At 65.5% G+C, this 14,778-nt stretch carries 17 protein-coding genes and 1 riboswitch; of the genes, 1 reads left to right on the top strand and 16 read right to left on the bottom strand.

What is annotated here, in order from left to right; translation table 11 throughout:
- Nucleotides 1–9 precede the first annotated feature (9 nt).
- The 14 genes from ACK56M_RS06835 to cobO all read right to left on the bottom strand — a co-directional run bounded on the left by ACK56M_RS06835 (nucleotide 10) and on the right by cobO (nucleotide 12,073).
- Nucleotides 10–132 carry a hypothetical protein gene (locus tag ACK56M_RS06835; protein WP_013971388.1) on the bottom strand — a complete coding sequence of 41 codons (123 nt, stop codon included), beginning with the start codon at nucleotides 130–132 and terminating at the stop codon, nucleotides 10–12.
- Entirely contained in the window at nucleotides 129–1,331 is a 1,203-nt protein-coding gene (locus ACK56M_RS06830; RefSeq protein ID WP_015269253.1) for an MFS transporter, read from the bottom strand. Before ACK56M_RS06830 ends, ACK56M_RS06835 begins: the two co-directional genes overlap by 4 nt.
- A 64-nt stretch (nucleotides 1,332–1,395) precedes the next feature.
- The gene (locus tag ACK56M_RS06825) at nucleotides 1,396–1,800 is read right to left on the bottom strand and encodes a MarR family winged helix-turn-helix transcriptional regulator (protein ID WP_013971386.1); all 405 of its coding nucleotides are present in this window, start codon (nucleotides 1,798–1,800) and stop codon (nucleotides 1,396–1,398) included.
- Between the two features lie 60 nt (nucleotides 1,801–1,860).
- Entirely contained in the window at nucleotides 1,861–2,976 is a 1,116-nt protein-coding gene (locus ACK56M_RS06820) for a glycoside hydrolase family 5 protein (RefSeq protein WP_170976290.1), read from the bottom strand.
- Between the two features lie 343 nt (nucleotides 2,977–3,319).
- Entirely contained in the window at nucleotides 3,320–4,042 is a 723-nt protein-coding gene (locus ACK56M_RS06815) for an adenosylcobinamide-GDP ribazoletransferase (protein ID WP_015269251.1), read from the bottom strand.
- 1 nt (nucleotide 4,043) lies between these two features.
- Nucleotides 4,044–4,610 carry a histidine phosphatase family protein gene (locus ACK56M_RS06810; RefSeq protein WP_015269250.1) on the bottom strand — a complete coding sequence of 189 codons (567 nt, stop codon included), beginning with the start codon at nucleotides 4,608–4,610 and terminating at the stop codon, nucleotides 4,044–4,046.
- Nucleotides 4,607–5,662, bottom strand: a complete 1,056-nt coding sequence (gene cobT / locus ACK56M_RS06805) for a nicotinate-nucleotide--dimethylbenzimidazole phosphoribosyltransferase (protein ID WP_015269249.1) — start codon at nucleotides 5,660–5,662, stop codon at nucleotides 4,607–4,609. The genes ACK56M_RS06810 and cobT overlap by 4 nt, the downstream gene beginning before the upstream one ends.
- Nucleotides 5,659–6,180, bottom strand: coding sequence for a bifunctional adenosylcobinamide kinase/adenosylcobinamide-phosphate guanylyltransferase (cobU, locus tag ACK56M_RS06800; protein ID WP_013971381.1), 522 nt, complete (start codon nucleotides 6,178–6,180; stop codon nucleotides 5,659–5,661). The genes cobT and cobU overlap by 4 nt, the downstream gene beginning before the upstream one ends.
- A 1-nt stretch (nucleotide 6,181) precedes the next feature.
- On the bottom strand, nucleotides 6,182–7,636 hold the full coding sequence (locus ACK56M_RS06795) for a cobyric acid synthase (protein ID WP_100414149.1): 1,455 nt from the start codon (nucleotides 7,634–7,636) through the stop codon (nucleotides 6,182–6,184).
- Complete coding sequence (cobD, locus tag ACK56M_RS06790) at nucleotides 7,633–8,625, bottom strand: threonine-phosphate decarboxylase CobD (RefSeq protein WP_015269246.1); 993 nt, start codon at nucleotides 8,623–8,625, stop codon at nucleotides 7,633–7,635. The genes ACK56M_RS06795 and cobD overlap by 4 nt, the downstream gene beginning before the upstream one ends.
- Nucleotides 8,618–9,526: an adenosylcobinamide-phosphate synthase CbiB gene (cbiB, locus tag ACK56M_RS06785; RefSeq protein ID WP_411959313.1), complete on the bottom strand. Its 909-nt coding sequence runs from the start codon at nucleotides 9,524–9,526 to the stop codon at nucleotides 8,618–8,620. The genes cobD and cbiB overlap by 8 nt, the downstream gene beginning before the upstream one ends.
- Nucleotides 9,523–10,173 carry a 5,6-dimethylbenzimidazole synthase gene (gene bluB, locus ACK56M_RS06780; RefSeq protein ID WP_411959312.1) on the bottom strand — a complete coding sequence of 217 codons (651 nt, stop codon included), beginning with the start codon at nucleotides 10,171–10,173 and terminating at the stop codon, nucleotides 9,523–9,525. The genes cbiB and bluB overlap by 4 nt, the downstream gene beginning before the upstream one ends.
- Complete coding sequence (locus ACK56M_RS06775; protein ID WP_015269243.1) at nucleotides 10,170–11,465, bottom strand: cobyrinate a,c-diamide synthase; 1,296 nt, start codon at nucleotides 11,463–11,465, stop codon at nucleotides 10,170–10,172. Before ACK56M_RS06775 ends, bluB begins: the two co-directional genes overlap by 4 nt.
- On the bottom strand, nucleotides 11,462–12,073 hold the full coding sequence (cobO, locus tag ACK56M_RS06770; protein ID WP_096010075.1) for a cob(I)yrinic acid a,c-diamide adenosyltransferase: 612 nt from the start codon (nucleotides 12,071–12,073) through the stop codon (nucleotides 11,462–11,464). Before cobO ends, ACK56M_RS06775 begins: the two co-directional genes overlap by 4 nt.
- A 120-nt stretch (nucleotides 12,074–12,193) precedes the next feature.
- Nucleotides 12,194–12,414: riboswitch (cobalamin riboswitch) on the bottom strand.
- 167 nt (nucleotides 12,415–12,581) lie between these two features.
- Here cobO and ACK56M_RS06765 point away from each other — a divergent pair.
- Nucleotides 12,582–13,160: a hypothetical protein gene (locus ACK56M_RS06765; protein WP_015269242.1), complete on the top strand. Its 579-nt coding sequence runs from the start codon at nucleotides 12,582–12,584 to the stop codon at nucleotides 13,158–13,160.
- A gap of 224 nt (nucleotides 13,161–13,384) precedes the next feature.
- Here ACK56M_RS06765 and ACK56M_RS06760 read toward each other — a convergent pair whose 3' ends face one another.
- Both ACK56M_RS06760 and ACK56M_RS06755 read right to left on the bottom strand, forming a co-directional pair.
- A complete protein-coding gene (locus ACK56M_RS06760) occupies nucleotides 13,385–13,648 on the bottom strand; it encodes a DUF3077 domain-containing protein (protein ID WP_085665788.1) in 264 nt (87 codons plus the stop codon).
- Nucleotides 13,649–13,937: 289 nt separating this feature from the next.
- Nucleotides 13,938–14,183 carry a hypothetical protein gene (locus ACK56M_RS06755; RefSeq protein WP_411959311.1) on the bottom strand — a complete coding sequence of 82 codons (246 nt, stop codon included), beginning with the start codon at nucleotides 14,181–14,183 and terminating at the stop codon, nucleotides 13,938–13,940.
- Nucleotides 14,184–14,778 lie beyond the last annotated feature (595 nt).

The raw sequence follows: 14,778 nt of genomic DNA, 5'->3' as shown, positions 1-14,778 counted from the left end.
GGGTAGCGCCTAACAAACACTCATGCCCAGTTGCATCAACGCCATCCCGCCCTTGTGCCAGCCCCACCACACCAGCGCCAGCAACGACAGGGCGGCGAGGGCCAGTAGCCCTCGAGCCAGGTAGCGGTTCATGCGGCCTGGGCCTGCAGGCGGGCAACCGGGCGTTCGCGCACGGGCCAATTGAGGGCGGCAGCCAGCAGGCTGAGCAGGATGGAAATCTGCCAGACCAGGTCGTAGCTGCCGGTGCGGTCATACACCACCCCGCCCAACCAACCGCCCAGGAAGGCACCCAGCTGGTGGAACAGGAAGACGATACCGCCAAGCATGGACAAGTTGCGCACGCCGAATACGGTGGCAACGGTACCGTTGGTCAACGGCACCGTGGACAACCACAGCAGGCCCATCGCGATGCCGAACAGATAAGCACTGAATTCGGTCACCGGCGCCCAGAGGAACAGCACGATCACTACCGCACGCAGCAGGTACAACCCGGTCAGCAGGCGCGGCTTGGACATGCGCCCACCCAGCCAGCCGGCAGTGAAGGTACCGACGATATTGAAAAGGCCTACCAGCGCCAGCACCGTGGTGCCGGTAGTCGCGGCCAGATGCTGGTCGACCAGGTAGGCCGGCAGATGCACGCCAATGAACACCACCTGGAAACCACAAACGAAAAAGCCCAGCGCCAGCAACCAGAAGCCTGAGTGCGAGCAAGCCTCGCGCAAAGCCTGGCTCAGGGTCTGTTCGGCTCCATGAGTGGGCAGAGGCCGGTCGCGCAGCAGGCCGACGAAGGGCACGATCAGCGCCACCATCAGGCCCAGTACCAGCAACGCTGCGGACCAGCCCAGCCACTGGATAAGGCCGAGAGTGCCCGGCAACATTGCGAACTGGCCGAAAGAACCGGCAGCGCTGGCAATGCCCATGGCCATGCTGCGCTTTTCCGCCGGCACGGCACGCCCGACCACGCCGAGGATGACCGAGAACGAGGTGCCGGACAGACCGATACCGATCAGCAAGCCGGCACTCAGCGACAACGACCAGGCCGAGTCGGCCATGCCCATCAACACCAACCCGGCAGCGTAGAGAATACCGCCAATGATCACCACCCGCGCCGCACCCATGCGGTCGGCCAGGGCGCCGGCGAACGGTTGCGCCAGCCCCCAGATCAGGTTCTGCAAGGCAATGGCGAAGGCAAACACCTCACGCCCCCAGCCGAAGTCCGCGCTCATAGGCGCCAGGAACAGGCCGAAGCCGTGCCGCACACCCAGGGATAGCGCCAGGATCAGCGCTGCCCCCACCAATACCCACCCGCTGGTTCGCCACACCGAAGTCATTGTCGTTATCTCCAGCACATCGCAAGGTTTTACGGGTATATACCCGCTTATAGTCGTATCAATTTCAAGCCAGCTGGTTCAGCAAACGGACCAGTTCATCCCGCTGCCCTGCCCCCAGCCGCTCCACCAACTCTGCCTGTGCCTGTTCCCAGGCCGGATGGGCCGCGTGCAGCAACTGGGTACCGGCCTCGGTCAGCAGCACCACGCGGTTGCGTTGGTCGTCACCATCGGCCAAGGCCACCAGCCCTTCAGCCTCCAGCACCCGTAGGTTGCGGCCCAGGGTACTGCGCTCCAGGCCCATGGCCTCCGCCAGGGTGGTGATACTGGGACGATCGAGCCGCTGCAAATGACGCAACAGGGAAAACTGGGCGACATTGACCCCAAAGCTGGCAAGGGCCTCGTCGTAATGCCGGCTCACCCCACGGGCGGCGCGACGCAGATGGGTGCAGATGCATTCACTGGTCAACATGGATACGTGTATATACCCGCATCATGTGTGTTGCAAGAGTTTTCACGACTGTCAGACACCTCAGCCTGGGTTCAGGCGCTTGCGAATCGGCTCGAACTCCACCGTGGCCTTGCGCGCCAGCGGGTCTGGAGCGCCCTGCTCGATTGCCTGCCAATAGCGCCACGGTACCCTGGTCGAGCCCAATTCGTAGTCCATGCCGTCCCAGTTATCTTCACGGAAGCTGTAGAAGGCCCAGTGCAACCGGTGGCGATCCAGCACGCTGAGCACGTCTTCCAGGTATTGCCGGCAGCCCGGCAGCCTGCGCATGCAGCCGAACTCACCCACCACCAGCCGCGAGCGGGGCACGTTCATGGCCGCGGCCCAATCCAGCGGCTGGCGCAGGTATTGCGCCACACGCTGGCCATCCCACTGCTGCGTCTGCCCCGCAAACGGTGCCGGGCCGGGATAGGCGATGGGTTGCTTGCGCGTCATGTTCGGTGCACTGGTCACCAGATAGGGCTCGTACATGTGCACGCTGTACAGCACCCGCTGGTCTTCCAGGGGAGCCGGCCAGTAACCGAAGGCATCAGCGGCGGCGAACCAGCCGGCATCGAGCATGACCGGCGTGTCCGCGTCCTCCTCGCGAATGGCCGCTATCAACTGCCGATACAGAGCCGGCAGATCACGCGCACTGCCCTGCTGCCCTGCATACCACTGCTGCATTTGCCCAGGGTCGGCATGCTCGGCCAGGCCACCGTGCTTCTCCGGGGCGGGCTCGTTGACCAGGTTGTAGGCGGCGATGGCCGGGTGACCTTTCAGCTCATGGGCCAGATCCCGCCAGAAGGCCGCAGCCTGCAACCAGTAGCGTTTGTCCTGCCAGAGGCGGTCGTCGAACTGGCCATGGTTGTTTTGCGACCAGCGCATGCCGGGTAGCGAGAGCGGTGCGATGACCACCTTGAGGCCGGCTTGGTGGGCGCGGTCGAGGGTGGCTCGCAGCGTTGCCAGGTCGGCGGCAGGCAGGCCTTGGTAGGCATCGGCATCGCCGAGGAGGAAATCGCGTTCCGCCGGCTGCCATTTGTCGTAGGACAGCCGCACCCACGTCGCGCCATAACCGCTCAAGGCGTCGAAGTAGGCTTGGTCAGGTGGCAGCCGGTTGAAGCTGTTGCCACCGTGGCGGGGGTAGTTCCAGAAATCCATGAGATCGGCTGCCACGGCGGCAGGCCCCATGGCCAGCAAAAACGCAGCAAGAATGACATGACGCATGGTGCCGACACTCCTCGACAGTTTGCGGGAGGGGCAAGCATACGCCAGTGAAAAGATGCCGGTTCTTGCCGATTTTTTTCACGATTTTACCAGCACGTTAGGCTCAGAAACGCCCTACAGAAACATCCTGCTTGCGCGGTCACTTGTAGGAGCGGCCTTGTGTCGCGAAAGGGCTGCAAAGCAGCCCCATGACTTCAGCGTTAGTGCATAAATTGCCGGGGCTGCTTTGCAGCCCATTCGCGACACCAGGCCGCTCCTACAGGGCCCAGAGCAAGGCTCAGAGGCCCAACGCCAACCCCAGCACCACGGCCAGTTCGAGCAACTCCAGCATTGCACCAGCGGTATCGCCGGTAGTCCCGCCCAGGCGCCGGCACATCAGGTGCCGCAACCAGGCAAACACCGCCAACGCCAGCACCACGATCCACCCGCCCAGGACCAGACAGAAAAGCACACAGCCCAGCAGCACCCAGCCGGCCGCATGCCGGGGCAGGTGCTCGGCCAGCGCCTGCCCCAAACCGCCCTGCCGTACATATGGCGTACTCAGGAACAGCCCGAGCATCGCCGCCCGCCCGATCAACGGTGCCAGTAGCAACTGTGCGCCAATGCCCTGCTCGACCAGCACCCACAAAGCGCAGAACTTCAGCAACAGCACCAGCACCAGGGTGACCACGGCAATCGGCCCGCTACGTGGGTCCTTCATGATCAGCAAGGTGCGTTCGCGGTCACCGAAACCGCCAAGCCAAGCGTCGGCGCTGTCCGCCAGGCCATCCAGGTGCAAGGCGCCACTGAGCAACACCCACAACGTGAGCAGCAGGGCCGCGTGCAGCGACGCAGGCGTGCCCTGCAGCAGGTAGCTGGCCAGCCACAGCAACAGGCCGAACAGCAACCCGACCAGCGGGTAGCAGAGCAGCGAGCGCCCCACCTCGCGCGGCGCCGGCATGCCCGGCAGACTCACCGGCAGGCTGCTGAGAAACTGCAAGGCAATCCACAACGGCAACATGTCAGCGCCCCTCGACCCACTGGCCGTCGTCACCCGGCACCAGTCGCATCAGCGCAGCGTGGCCGACTTCGACCTGCAGCAACTGCGCCCTTGGCAAACCACGGGCACGTGCCAGCAGCAGCCGCATCACACCGCCATGGGTGACCAGCAGCACGCGCTTGCCAGCATGCTGGCGCCCCAGGCGCTCGACAGCGGCCAGCACTCGCTCGGCGAACGCCTCGACTGGCTCGCCATTAGGTGGCGTAAACGCGTAAGGGTCCGCCCAGAAGCGCCCCAGCGCGTCCGCCTGGTCTTCCATGATCTGCGCGGCACTACGGCCCTCCCAGTCGCCAAAATGCAGCTCCTGCAATGCCGCTTCGCGCTGCACAGGCAGGTTCAGCCGCTCGCCCAGTTCCTCGGCAAAACGCGCACAGCGCTGCAGCGGCGAACTGACCAGCACCTCCCACGGGCCGGCTTCGGCCACGGCTTCACGCATCTGCGCCCAGCCCTTGTCGGTCAAGGCATCATCAAGGCTGCCACGCAGGCCGCCCTGTTCCGTTTCGCCATGGCGCAGCAGGTCGAGGATCATGCCGGGCGGTCCGCCACCGCAGCCTCGGCAAAGGTCGCCATCTGCCCGTGCAACGCACAGGCCAGGCGCAACAGCGGCACGGCCAGGGCAGCCCCACTGCCCTCGCCCAGGCGCAGGCCCAGGGCCAGCAACGGCTCGGCCTGCAAGGCGTCGAGCAAGGCTTTGTGCCCAGGCTCTGCGCCTTGGTGGGCAAACACCAGCCAGGCCCGACACTGCGGGTTGAGACGCACCGCCAGCAGCGCGGCGACACTGCAGATGAAGCCGTCCACCAGTACCGCGATACCCGCCTGCGCGCAGCCAATGTAGGCACCGGCCAAGGCCGCGATCTCGAAACCACCGACACAGCCCAGTGCCTGCAATGGATCGTTGGCGCTAAGGCCATGCAGGCTCAACGCACGCTCGATGACCTCGGCCTTGTGCCGCACCCCGGCGTGGTCCAGGCCGGTACCCGGGCCACTCAATTCAGCCGGCGGGCAGCCGAGCAACACGCTAGCCAGGGCAGCGGCAGCCGTGGTGTTGCCAATACCCATCTCGCCCCCGATGAACAGCTGCGCGCCCTGTTCGGCGGCGCGCAGGGCACTATCGCGACCGGCCTGCAGGGCGGCCTGCAGCTGGCCCTCGGTCATCGCCGGCTGGCGGGCGAAGTTGGCGGTACCGGCGCCAAGGCGCAGGTGGCGCACGCCAGGCAGTTCCAGGTGGGGGTCGATGGTGCCCAGGTCGACCACTTCCAGACTCGCCTGCAGCTGGCGCGCCAGCACGCTGATTGCCGCGCCACCACCGACGAAGTTGCGCAGCATCTGCCCGGTCACCGCTTGCGGGTAGGCCGAGATGCCTTCCTCGACCACGCCGTGGTCACCGGCAAAAATGCTGATTGCGGCGTTATCCAAGGTCGGCCGTTCACACCCCTGCAGACCGGCCAGCTGAATGGCCAATCCTTCCAGTTGGCCTAGCGAACCGGCAGGTTTGGTCAGCTGTTGCTGACGGGCGCGGGCCTGGTCCATGGCGGCGTTGTCGAGAGGTTGGCAGGCGTCACGCCACCAGGCTTGGGTCATAGTGCAGGTCCTTTGAGCATTAGGGGCAGGCCGGCCACAGTCAGCACCACGCGCTGACAGCGTTCGGCCACGGCCTGGTGCAGCCAGCCGGCCAGGTCGACATAGCGACGAGTCAGCTCGCCCATGGGCACGACGCCCAGGCCGGTTTCGTTACTGACCAGGATGACCGTGCCCGGCAACTGTTCCAGGCAGGCCAGCAGCGCATCACGCTCCTCGGCCAGGCGCTGGTCGTCTTCGAGCATCAGCAGGTTGGTCAGCCAGAGGGTCAGGCAATCCACCAGCAGGCAGCGCCCTTCGGCCGCTTCGGCGCGCAGTACCGCGGCCAGGGCCAGGGGTTCCTCGATCAACCCCCAGTCATCAGGGCGACGCTGGCGATGCAGCAGCACGCGTTCGTTCATTTCACCATCCAGCGGCTGGCTGGTGGCGATGTAGGTCACCGGCAGGCCACTGGCGCTGGCCAGCTGTTCGGCCAGGCGGCTCTTGCCCGAGCGGGCGCCGCCGAGGATCAGGTTGAGCATGTCAGGCTACCCCACAGAGCTGGCGCAGGCGCGCGGTGTCCAGGTGCTTTTCCACCAGGTCGGCCAGGCGCTCTATATCGCGTTCGCGCAGGGCCTGGTAATCGACGGCCTGCACATCATCCAGCCCAGCCCAGCGCAGCAGCGCCGCGCACGACTGGCTGCCTTCGAACAGGCCGTGCAGGTAGGTGGCAAGTATCTGGCCATCAGCGCTGACAGCGCCATCGCAACGGCCATCGGCAAGTTGCACGGCTGGCTGCTCCAGAGCAGGCCCCGTGGTGACGCCGGCATGAATTTCATAACCGGCAACCGGGACTGCTTCGAGGTTCAGCGTGCCGGCAACGTTGCGCAGTTGCTTCTCGGCTTCGAGCACCGTGGCGTAATCGAGCAGGCCAAGCCCCGGGCTGGAGCCGGCGACCCCTTCGAGACCAAGCGGGTCATGCACTTCGCGGCCCAGCATCTGCAGGCCGCCGCAGATCCCGATCAGCTTGCCGCCATAGCGCAGGTGCCGGTCGATGGCCTTGTCCCAACCGCGCTCACGCAGTTGCGCCAGGTCGCCGCGCACACTCTTGGAACCCGGCAGGATGATCAGGTCGGCGGCCGGGATCGGCTGGCCCGCGCCGATGAACTGCAGGTCCACCTGGGGGTGCAGGCGCAGCGGGTCAAAGTCGGTGTGGTTACTGATACGCGGCAGTGCCGGGACGATCACCTTGAGCACGCGCTCGGCCTTTGCCCCCTGGCGTGCGTCGATGCCGTCTTCGGCTTCCAGATGCAGATCGGTGACATACGGCAGCACGCCCAGCACCGGCTTGCCGGTGCGCTGCTCCAGCCAATCCAGCCCCGGCTGCAGCAAGGCGATGTCGCCGCGGAAGCGGTTGATGACAAAGCCCTTTACCCGCGCCTGCTCACTGGGCGACAGCAGTTCCAGCGTGCCGACCAGATGGGCGAACACACCACCACGATTGATGTCGGCAACCAGAATCACCGGGCAGTCCACCGCTTCGGCAAAGCCCATGTTGGCGATGTCACCGGCACGCAGGTTGATCTCCGCCGGCGAGCCCGCGCCTTCGACCATGACCACCGGCCAGGCAGCACTCAGACGCAGGTGCGAAGCCAGCACCGCCTGCATGGCGATGGCCTTGTAGTCGTGGTAGGCCACCGCGTTCATGCTGGTGACGGCACGGCCATGGATGATCACCTGGGCGCCGGTGTCGCTGTTGGGCTTGAGCAGCACCGGGTTCATGTCGGTGTGTGGTTGCAGCCGGCAGGCCTGGGCCTGCACCGCCTGGGCCCGGCCGATTTCACCGCCATCGGCGGTCACCGCGCTGTTCAGCGCCATGTTCTGCGGCTTGAACGGCACCACGCCGACGCCCTGGCGCAACAGCCAGCGGCACAGTGCGGTCACCAGCGTGCTCTTGCCGGCGTCGGAGGTGGTGCCTTGCACCATGAGGGTGGTCATGCCGTTTCCTTCTGATAGGCCGCCAGGGCCTGGGCCAGGCGCTGTTCGTCCGCCGCATGGGCAGGCAGCCCAAGGCGTACCGCCGACGGCTGCTCGAACAGCCGCACCAGGATGCCGCGGCGGGCAAGAAAGTCATGCAGTTGCGCAGCGTGCTCGCTGCGCACGTACTGGAACAGGTCGCAACCGCCGCTGGGCGCCAGGCCGGCGCTGCGCAACAGCATAGCCAGCCGCTGGCTGGCGGCAGCGCAGCGTTCGACCTGCACACGCTGGGCGGCGTGGTCGGCCAGGCTGGCCTGGGCCAGCACCCGGGTCGGGCCATTGACGGTCCACGGCCCAAGCAACTCGGCCAGGCGCAGCAGCAGGCTGCGTTCGGCGGCAACGAACCCCAGGCGCACGCCGGCCAGGCCGAAGAACTTGCCGAACGAGCGCAGCACAATCAGCCCCGGGCGCTCGGCACAATCGACCACGCTTTGCGCAGGGGTGTTGTCCATGAACGCTTCATCGACCAGCAGCCAACCACCGCGGGCGGCCAGGCGCGCATGCCAATCCAGCAGGCGTTCACGCGGCACCCGGCGGCCGGTGGGGTTGTTGGGGTTGACCAGCACCAGTACGTCGAGGCTGTCGAGCGTCGCCTCTACCTGCGCTTCGTCCAGCTCCAGCAACTGGTGCCCCGCCCGTTGCCAGGCGTATGGGTGCTCGGCATAGCAAGGCGTCAACACCCCCACCCGGCCGGCTGCGCGCAACAGCGGCAAGGCCTGGATCGCGGCCTGGGAACCGGCCACCGCCAGCAATTGGCGGGCGCCGTAATACGCACGCGCGGCGTCCTCCAGGCCGTCCTCGGTCTCCGGCAGGCGGGCCCAGGCCTCCATGGGGATCTGTGGAATCGGGAAAGGCCATGGCGCAATGCCGCTGGACAGGTCGAGCCACTGCTCGCGGGCGATGCCGTATTGCCGTACCGCCCGCAGCAGGCGGCCTCCGTGTTCAAGCATTGATATAGGCCCCCAGGCAGATCACCAGCAGCCATAGCCATACGCCGCGCTGGACCAGGCCCCAGCCGCGCTCGATGGCGTCGGCGTCGGCCATTGGCCCGTCACCCAGGCGTGGCCGCTCATGCAGCTCGCCGTGGTACACCGCCGGGCCACCGAGTTCCACCCCTAACGCACCAGCACCGGCGGCCATCACCGGCCCGGCATTGGGGCTGTCCCACAGCGGGCCCTGCTTGCGCCAGCAGGCCAGGGCCAGGCGGGTCTTGCCCAGCAGCGCGTAGGTCAACGCCACCAGCCTGGCGGGAATATAGTTGAGCACATCATCGACACGCGCCGCACACCAGCCGAAGCGTTCGAAGCGCTCGTTGCGGTAGCCCCACATGGCATCCAAGGTGTTGCTCAGGCGGTACAGCACCACGCCAGGCGCGCCGGCGACCACGAACCAGAACAGCGCGGCGAATACCGCATCGCTGCCATTTTCCAGCACCGATTCGGTGGCCGCCCGGGCCACCGCAGGCTCGTCAAGTTCGCGGGTTTCGCGGCTGACCAGGTAGCCCACACGGCGCCGCGCTTCTTGCAGGTCACCCTGGCGCAAGGCACTGGCCACTGGTAACACGTGTTCACCCAGGCTGCGCAGCCCGACGGCGCAGTAGAGCGCCAGCACGTCGACCAGCCAGCCGATGTACGGCAGCCAGGACAGAATCAGTGCCACCAGGGTAAGCGGCACCACAGCCAGGAACCATGCGCTCACCCCGTGACTGCGCCAGCCGCGCCCACCGGCATTGAGGCGGCGCTCCAGGTTACTGGCCATGTTGCCAACGGCCACCAGCGGGTGGCGCCGCTGCGGCTCGCCCAGCAAGGCATCCAGGGCCACCCCGGCCACGGTCAGCAAGGCCACGCTCATTGGCGCTCTGCCCATTGGTTCTCAAAGAGCATTTCACTCAAGGGCCGTTCCTCGGCCCAGTTTTCCAGCACCAGCATTGGTGCCGGATAGAACTCGGTCACCGGCCCCAGGCACAGCACCGCGACCGGCTTGGCCCCACTCGGCATACCCAGCAGCGCCGCCAGCGCCTGCGGGTCGAACAGCGACACCCAACCCATGCCAAGGCCTTCGCCACGGGCTGCCAGCCAAAGGTTCTGGATGGCGCAGGCCAGCGAGGCCAGGTCCATTTCCGGCAGGGTGCGGCGGCCGAAGATGTGCGGCTCGCGGTTGTCCATCAGGGCGGCCACCAGCAGCTCGGCGCAGTCATTGATGCCTTCCACCTTCAGTTTCATGAAGGCATCGGAGCGTTCGCCCAAGGCTTCGGCGGTACGCACCCGCTCTGCTTCCACCAACGCCTGGATGCGCGCACGCAAATCGCGCCGGGTGATGCGGATGAAACGCCAGGGCTGCATCAGCCCGACGCTCGGCGCCTGATGCGCGGCGGCCAACAGGCGCCCCAGCAGTTCCGGGGCTACCTCGCCTCCGGCGAAATGGCGCATGTCACGGCGTTCACCGATGGCCCGATAGATCGCGGCGCGCTCGGCGTCGCTGTAGGCGTATTCGCTCATGGTCGCAACAGCGCCGCCGCCGCATCAGGGTTGGAGGGAAAGTAGAAGTGCACGTAGGAAGCCGTCAGCCGACCCAGACGGTACACCGCTTCGTTGCCGCGCCCGCCGTTGGGGCTCAGGCCACGTGCGATCGGCTCCAGTACGGTACTGGTCAACGAATGGTGATAGGTGTGACCGCGCAGGGTGCCTTCCGGCAGTTCCACCGCCTGCAGGGCCAAGGCAGCCAGGCGCTTCTGCATGGTCGCTTCGCCCGGCAGCAGGCCGAGCAGCTCGGCACGCTCGCCGGCCACGTCGGTCAGGGCATCGAGCAGGTACAGCATGCCGCCGCACTCTGCCAGCAACGGTTTGCCCTGGGCGTGATGGGCACGGATCGCCTCGCTCATTGGCGCGTTGGCAGCCAGGGCGTGGTGGTGCAGTTCGGGATAACCGCCCGGCAGATACAGGCTGTCCACTGCTGGTAGTTCGCGGTCATGCAGCGGCGAGAAAAACTCCAGCTGCGCGCCCAGGTTGCGCAGCAGGTCGAGGTTGGCGCCATAGGTGAAGGCAAAGGCCTCGTCCCGCGCCACGCCAATGCGCACACCGGTCAACGAGGCGACACTGGCTTGCGGCTCGGGTTCGGCAAAGGTCACTGGCGGCGGCAAGGCGGCATCGCAACTGGCGCCAAGCGCTTCGGCAGCGGCATCCAGACGAGCGTCCAGGTCGTTCAGCTCGCTGGCCTGGACCAGCCCCAGGTGGCGGCTGGGCAGCTCTATACCGCGCTCGCGGGACAAGCCGCCATACCAGCGCAGGCCTTCGGTCAGGCTACCTTCCAGCAGTTGCGCGTGGCGCAGGCTGCCGACCCGATTGGCCAACACACCGGCAAACGGCAGGTCCGCCTGGTAGCGTGCCAGGCCCAGGGCCAAGGCGCCAAAGGTCTGGGCCATGGCCGTGCCGTCGATCACTGCCAGTACCGGCACGCCGAAGTGACGCGCCAGGTCGGCGCTGGACGGCGTGCCGTCGAACAGCCCCATCACCCCTTCGATCAGGATCAGGTCGGCCTCCCCGGCTGCCTCCCACAGAAGGCGGCGGCTTTCCTCGGCGCCGATCATCCACAGGTCGAGCTGGTACACCGGCGCGCCGCTGGCCCGCTCAAGGATCATCGGGTCGAGAAAGTCGGGGCCGCACTTGAACACCCGCACCTTGCGCCCAAGGTTGCGGTGCAGGCGGGCCAGGGCGGCGGTGACGGTGGTCTTGCCCTGACCAGAGGCCGGTGCCGCGATCAGTACCGCAGGGCAATGGCGCGACTGGCTCACAGTTCCACGCCCTTCTGTGCACGGATACCGGCCTGGAACGCGTGCTTGAGCATGCCCATTTCGGTCACGGTGTCGGCCAGCTCGATCATCTCGGGTTTCGCGGCACGGCCAGTGACGATCACATGCTGCATCGGTGGGCGAGCCTGGATGTCGGACAGCACCTGGTCAAGGTCGAGGTAGCCGTGCTTGAGGGCGATGTTCAGTTCATCGAGCACCACGAACTGCACGGCAGGGTCTTGCAGCAACTGGCGCGAAACAGCCCAGGCGGCTTCGGCGGCGGCGATGTCGCGCTGGCGATCCTGGGTTTCCCAGGTAAAGCCCTCGCCCATCACGTGGTAGCGCACCTGCTCGGGGAAACGGCGGAAGAACAGCTCTTCGCCGGTGCTGTTGCGGCCTTTGATGAACTGCACCACACCGCATTGCATGCCATGGCCCAGTGCGCGCGCGAGCATACCGAAGGCCGAGCTGCTCTTGCCCTTGCCGTTGCCGGTAAGCACCAGCAGCAGGCCGCATTCGTTGGGGGAATTGGCGATACGTTCGTCGATGATCGCCTTCTTGCGCTGCATGCGCGCCAGGTGGCGTTCGTCGCGTTCGGTGGATTCGCTCATCAGGGTTCTCCGCTGGCTGGCGCCCGCGGCAACGCGCGGCGACAGATAAAAGGCGGGCAGACGGAGAACGCGCAGGGGCCGTGGCCGTAGGCAACGGTGCACCGCGCATCACCCTCCGTGATGCCGTTGGCAGTATCAGGCCGGTCTCCGGGCTTGTGAGCGGGCCTTGGCCCAGGCCTGCGCGCCTTCCCGGGTGCTGGCACCCAGTGGCCCTGCGCGGCCGCGACTCACCTACCGTTGCGGGGGCAGCGCCGGAATCGCGCCATGCTGGCACCCACCGGCTTCCCAGTTTCACCCTGCCCAGTCGGGGCTGGCAGGGCACCTGAAACACGCGCGAAGGTTAGAGGGTTGGACCGGGAGCGTCAATCGAAGCGGGCCGCTTTGCAACCGAACAGGCACCGCCCGGGTAATGGCCAATTCACCTGGTTGTGCCACACTGAATACAGTGATATCACATAGCCATCACTTTCAGCTGAACGCGATCACAACGATAACAGGAGAGCGCAGCATGCGAGGCCAGATCATCAACAACCCGCGCCTGGAGTTTCTTGCTCCGGTGCTGGAGCGCTGGGGCGACTGTATTGACCGCTTCAACCAGTTTGCTGGCGATGCCGAAGCACCTTACTGGCATGGCGCCGCCGCCAATACGGGGCTGCTTGCCGCAGCGGCCTGGCAAGCCGAACTGGCGGCGCTGCAGCAGTTTGCCGGCAAGAAGCAACGCGACGAAGGTGAACACGAAGGGCGCTGCGACCTGTCGATCAGCAGTGCCGATGAAGCGCTGTACCTCAGTGTCAGTCAGCGCTGGCCAAGAATCGCTCGGCTGGACATGGCCGACGCCCTGCAGCAGACCACTGCCCTGGCGCGCCAGGTGGCCTACCCCAGCCAGTTGAAAGCTGGTGCGCTGTTCATCAGCCCGTGGAAGGCTGGCCAGCATGCCAGCCCCGAGGAACTGCAGGACCTGGTCGACGATCTGCAGAAACATACCGCCTGTGCCATCGCCTGGTACTTCCCGTATGCCTACCGCAAGTTGCACAACGAGCTGGGGCAGTATTTCCCGGGGGTGGCGTTGCTGCTCAAGCAGGCTTGAAGCAACTTCGGCTCGGGCCGGGGCCGGAACTCGTTTCGCAAGCGCGACGTGGCTTCTGTGGGAGCGGGCGTGCCCGCGAAGAATCCAACGCGGTGGCTGGCACCGGCTGCGCCGGTGTTCGCGGGCGCGCCCGCTCCCACAGAGCCCCTGCTAAACCTTTCAGTTATATGCGGTTCCATGAGAGCGCGGCCCGTGCCGCGAATGGCCTGCGCGCCTTTCAGGTCTTAACGCATCATGCCGAGTTCGGCATCATCCAGCAGCGCTTTGCCCAAGGCGCAAAGGTAGTGCGCGGCCCAGATCAGCTTTGGCTTGTCTTCCATCAGGCCGTCGATGGTCAGGTCCCGTGCATAGCCGATCAATTCCGAGGCTTGTTCGCGGGCGTTCTGGCAGGAGATGCCGGGTTCGATGCGAAACAGGGGGTGGGTCTGGTTTTCACCTTGAAAGAATATGGTTTTGCCGACTGTGCATTTCGTGTCATCGGTGGTCATTTAAGGCTCCTGTCGTAGTGAAGCGACCACCGACCGCGGCTAAACAGTATGGTGGCAGCTGTACGTGGGTTAGCCGACCGGGACGTCAGGCACCCGGCGCACCCGCAGGTGCCCCACGCACAGCCGCCATAAGGCGCCAATGCCGATTACTCGGTATTGCTCAGCTGCGGTGTCTGACGATTTCGGGCGGCTAACCCGGTCATTGAAGGTCAACGACATGCCGAGACTAGAGACCGCATTTGGCGCGCGCAACGGAGAATAGGTGTTAAGAGTATCTTTGGGAAACGGCCTACAAGAAAGGTGTTAAATCTGATTCTTGGTCTCGCCCCCACGCCACCTTTGCAACAGCAGCGGCGCATCTCACTAGCACATTGAGCCACCACCAGACCTGCTTGCTCTTGCTCTTGCTCTTGCTCTTGCTCTTGCTCTTGCTCTTGCTCTTGCTCTTGATCTTGATCTTGATCTTGATCTTGATCTTGATCTTCGCGACTTCAGGAGGCCGAGCAGAGGGCTTGCGGAGGGAGGTGACGGGCATGGATGCCCGTCAAGCGCTGAGGCCCCATGGATGGGGCCTGCAGCGCGTACTCCCGGGAGCAAGACCGGCGCGAGGGAACCCCGTAGCGTAGCGGAGGGGCCGGATGATGGGAGCGCAGCGTTTTTTGGTTACTTTTTGCCGCGTTTGGCAAAAAGTGACTCGCCGTAAGGGCGAAAAGGTGAGTAAGCGTCGCCATCGTAAATGGACTATGCGCGAGATCAAGACCAGTACTTTTCCGCTCTTCGCTCTTCGCTCTTCGCTTCAAGCGTGGGCATCAACAACAAGGTCAACATTCATTTGCGAAGGTGGCGCTTAATCACCTTTCCGCCCTTACGGCGGGTCACTTTTTGTCAAACGCGACAAAAAGTAACCAAAAAACGCTGGCTCCTATCATCCGGCCCCTACGCTCCGCTCCGGGGTCCCCTCGCTACGGGCCTGCTCCCGGGAGTACGCGCTGCAGGCCCCATCCATGGGGCCTCAGCGCTTGACGGGCATCCATGCCCGTCACCTCCCTCCGCAGTCCCTCCGCTCGGCCTCCTGAAGTCGCAATCGGCGGCGCCTGAACTATTGCGCGCTTAAAAGCAAAAGCAAAAGC

It is taken from the genome of Pseudomonas sp. s4 (assembly GCF_046764235.1).
In the GTDB taxonomy this organism is placed as follows: Bacteria; Pseudomonadota; Gammaproteobacteria; order Pseudomonadales; family Pseudomonadaceae; genus Aquipseudomonas; species Aquipseudomonas asiatica.
Note: the sequence above shows the minus strand (reverse complement) of the source record. Positions and strands in the feature narration are given on the sequence as shown.

Coding starts and splice junctions, on each gene's coding strand:
- ACK56M_RS06835 (WP_013971388.1), bottom strand. CDS start 132: ATGAACCGCTACCTGGCTCGAGGGCTACTGGCCCTCGCCGCCCTGTCG.
- ACK56M_RS06830 (WP_015269253.1), bottom strand. CDS start 1,331: ATGACTTCGGTGTGGCGAACCAGCGGGTGGGTATTGGTGGGGGCAGCG.
- ACK56M_RS06825 (WP_013971386.1), bottom strand. CDS start 1,800: ATGTTGACCAGTGAATGCATCTGCACCCATCTGCGTCGCGCCGCCCGT.
- ACK56M_RS06820 (WP_170976290.1), bottom strand. CDS start 2,976: ATGGATTTCTGGAACTACCCCCGCCACGGTGGCAACAGCTTCAACCGG.
- ACK56M_RS06815 (WP_015269251.1), bottom strand. CDS start 4,042: ATGTTGCCGTTGTGGATTGCCTTGCAGTTTCTCAGCAGCCTGCCGGTG.
- ACK56M_RS06810 (WP_015269250.1), bottom strand. CDS start 4,610: ATGATCCTCGACCTGCTGCGCCATGGCGAAACGGAACAGGGCGGCCTG.
- cobT (WP_015269249.1), bottom strand. CDS start 5,662: ATGACCCAAGCCTGGTGGCGTGACGCCTGCCAACCTCTCGACAACGCC.
- cobU (WP_013971381.1), bottom strand. CDS start 6,180: ATGCTCAACCTGATCCTCGGCGGCGCCCGCTCGGGCAAGAGCCGCCTG.
- ACK56M_RS06795 (WP_100414149.1), bottom strand. CDS start 7,636: ATGACCACCCTCATGGTGCAAGGCACCACCTCCGACGCCGGCAAGAGC.
- cobD (WP_015269246.1), bottom strand. CDS start 8,625: ATGCTTGAACACGGAGGCCGCCTGCTGCGGGCGGTACGGCAATACGGC.
- cbiB (WP_411959313.1), bottom strand. CDS start 9,526: ATGAGCGTGGCCTTGCTGACCGTGGCCGGGGTGGCCCTGGATGCCTTG.
- bluB (WP_411959312.1), bottom strand. CDS start 10,173: ATGAGCGAATACGCCTACAGCGACGCCGAGCGCGCCGCGATCTATCGG.
- cobO (WP_096010075.1), bottom strand. CDS start 12,073: ATGAGCGAATCCACCGAACGCGACGAACGCCACCTGGCGCGCATGCAG.
- ACK56M_RS06765 (WP_015269242.1), top strand. CDS start 12,582: ATGCGAGGCCAGATCATCAACAACCCGCGCCTGGAGTTTCTTGCTCCG.
- ACK56M_RS06760 (WP_085665788.1), bottom strand. CDS start 13,648: ATGACCACCGATGACACGAAATGCACAGTCGGCAAAACCATATTCTTT.
- ACK56M_RS06755 (WP_411959311.1), bottom strand. CDS start 14,183: ATGCCCGTCACCTCCCTCCGCAAGCCCTCTGCTCGGCCTCCTGAAGTC.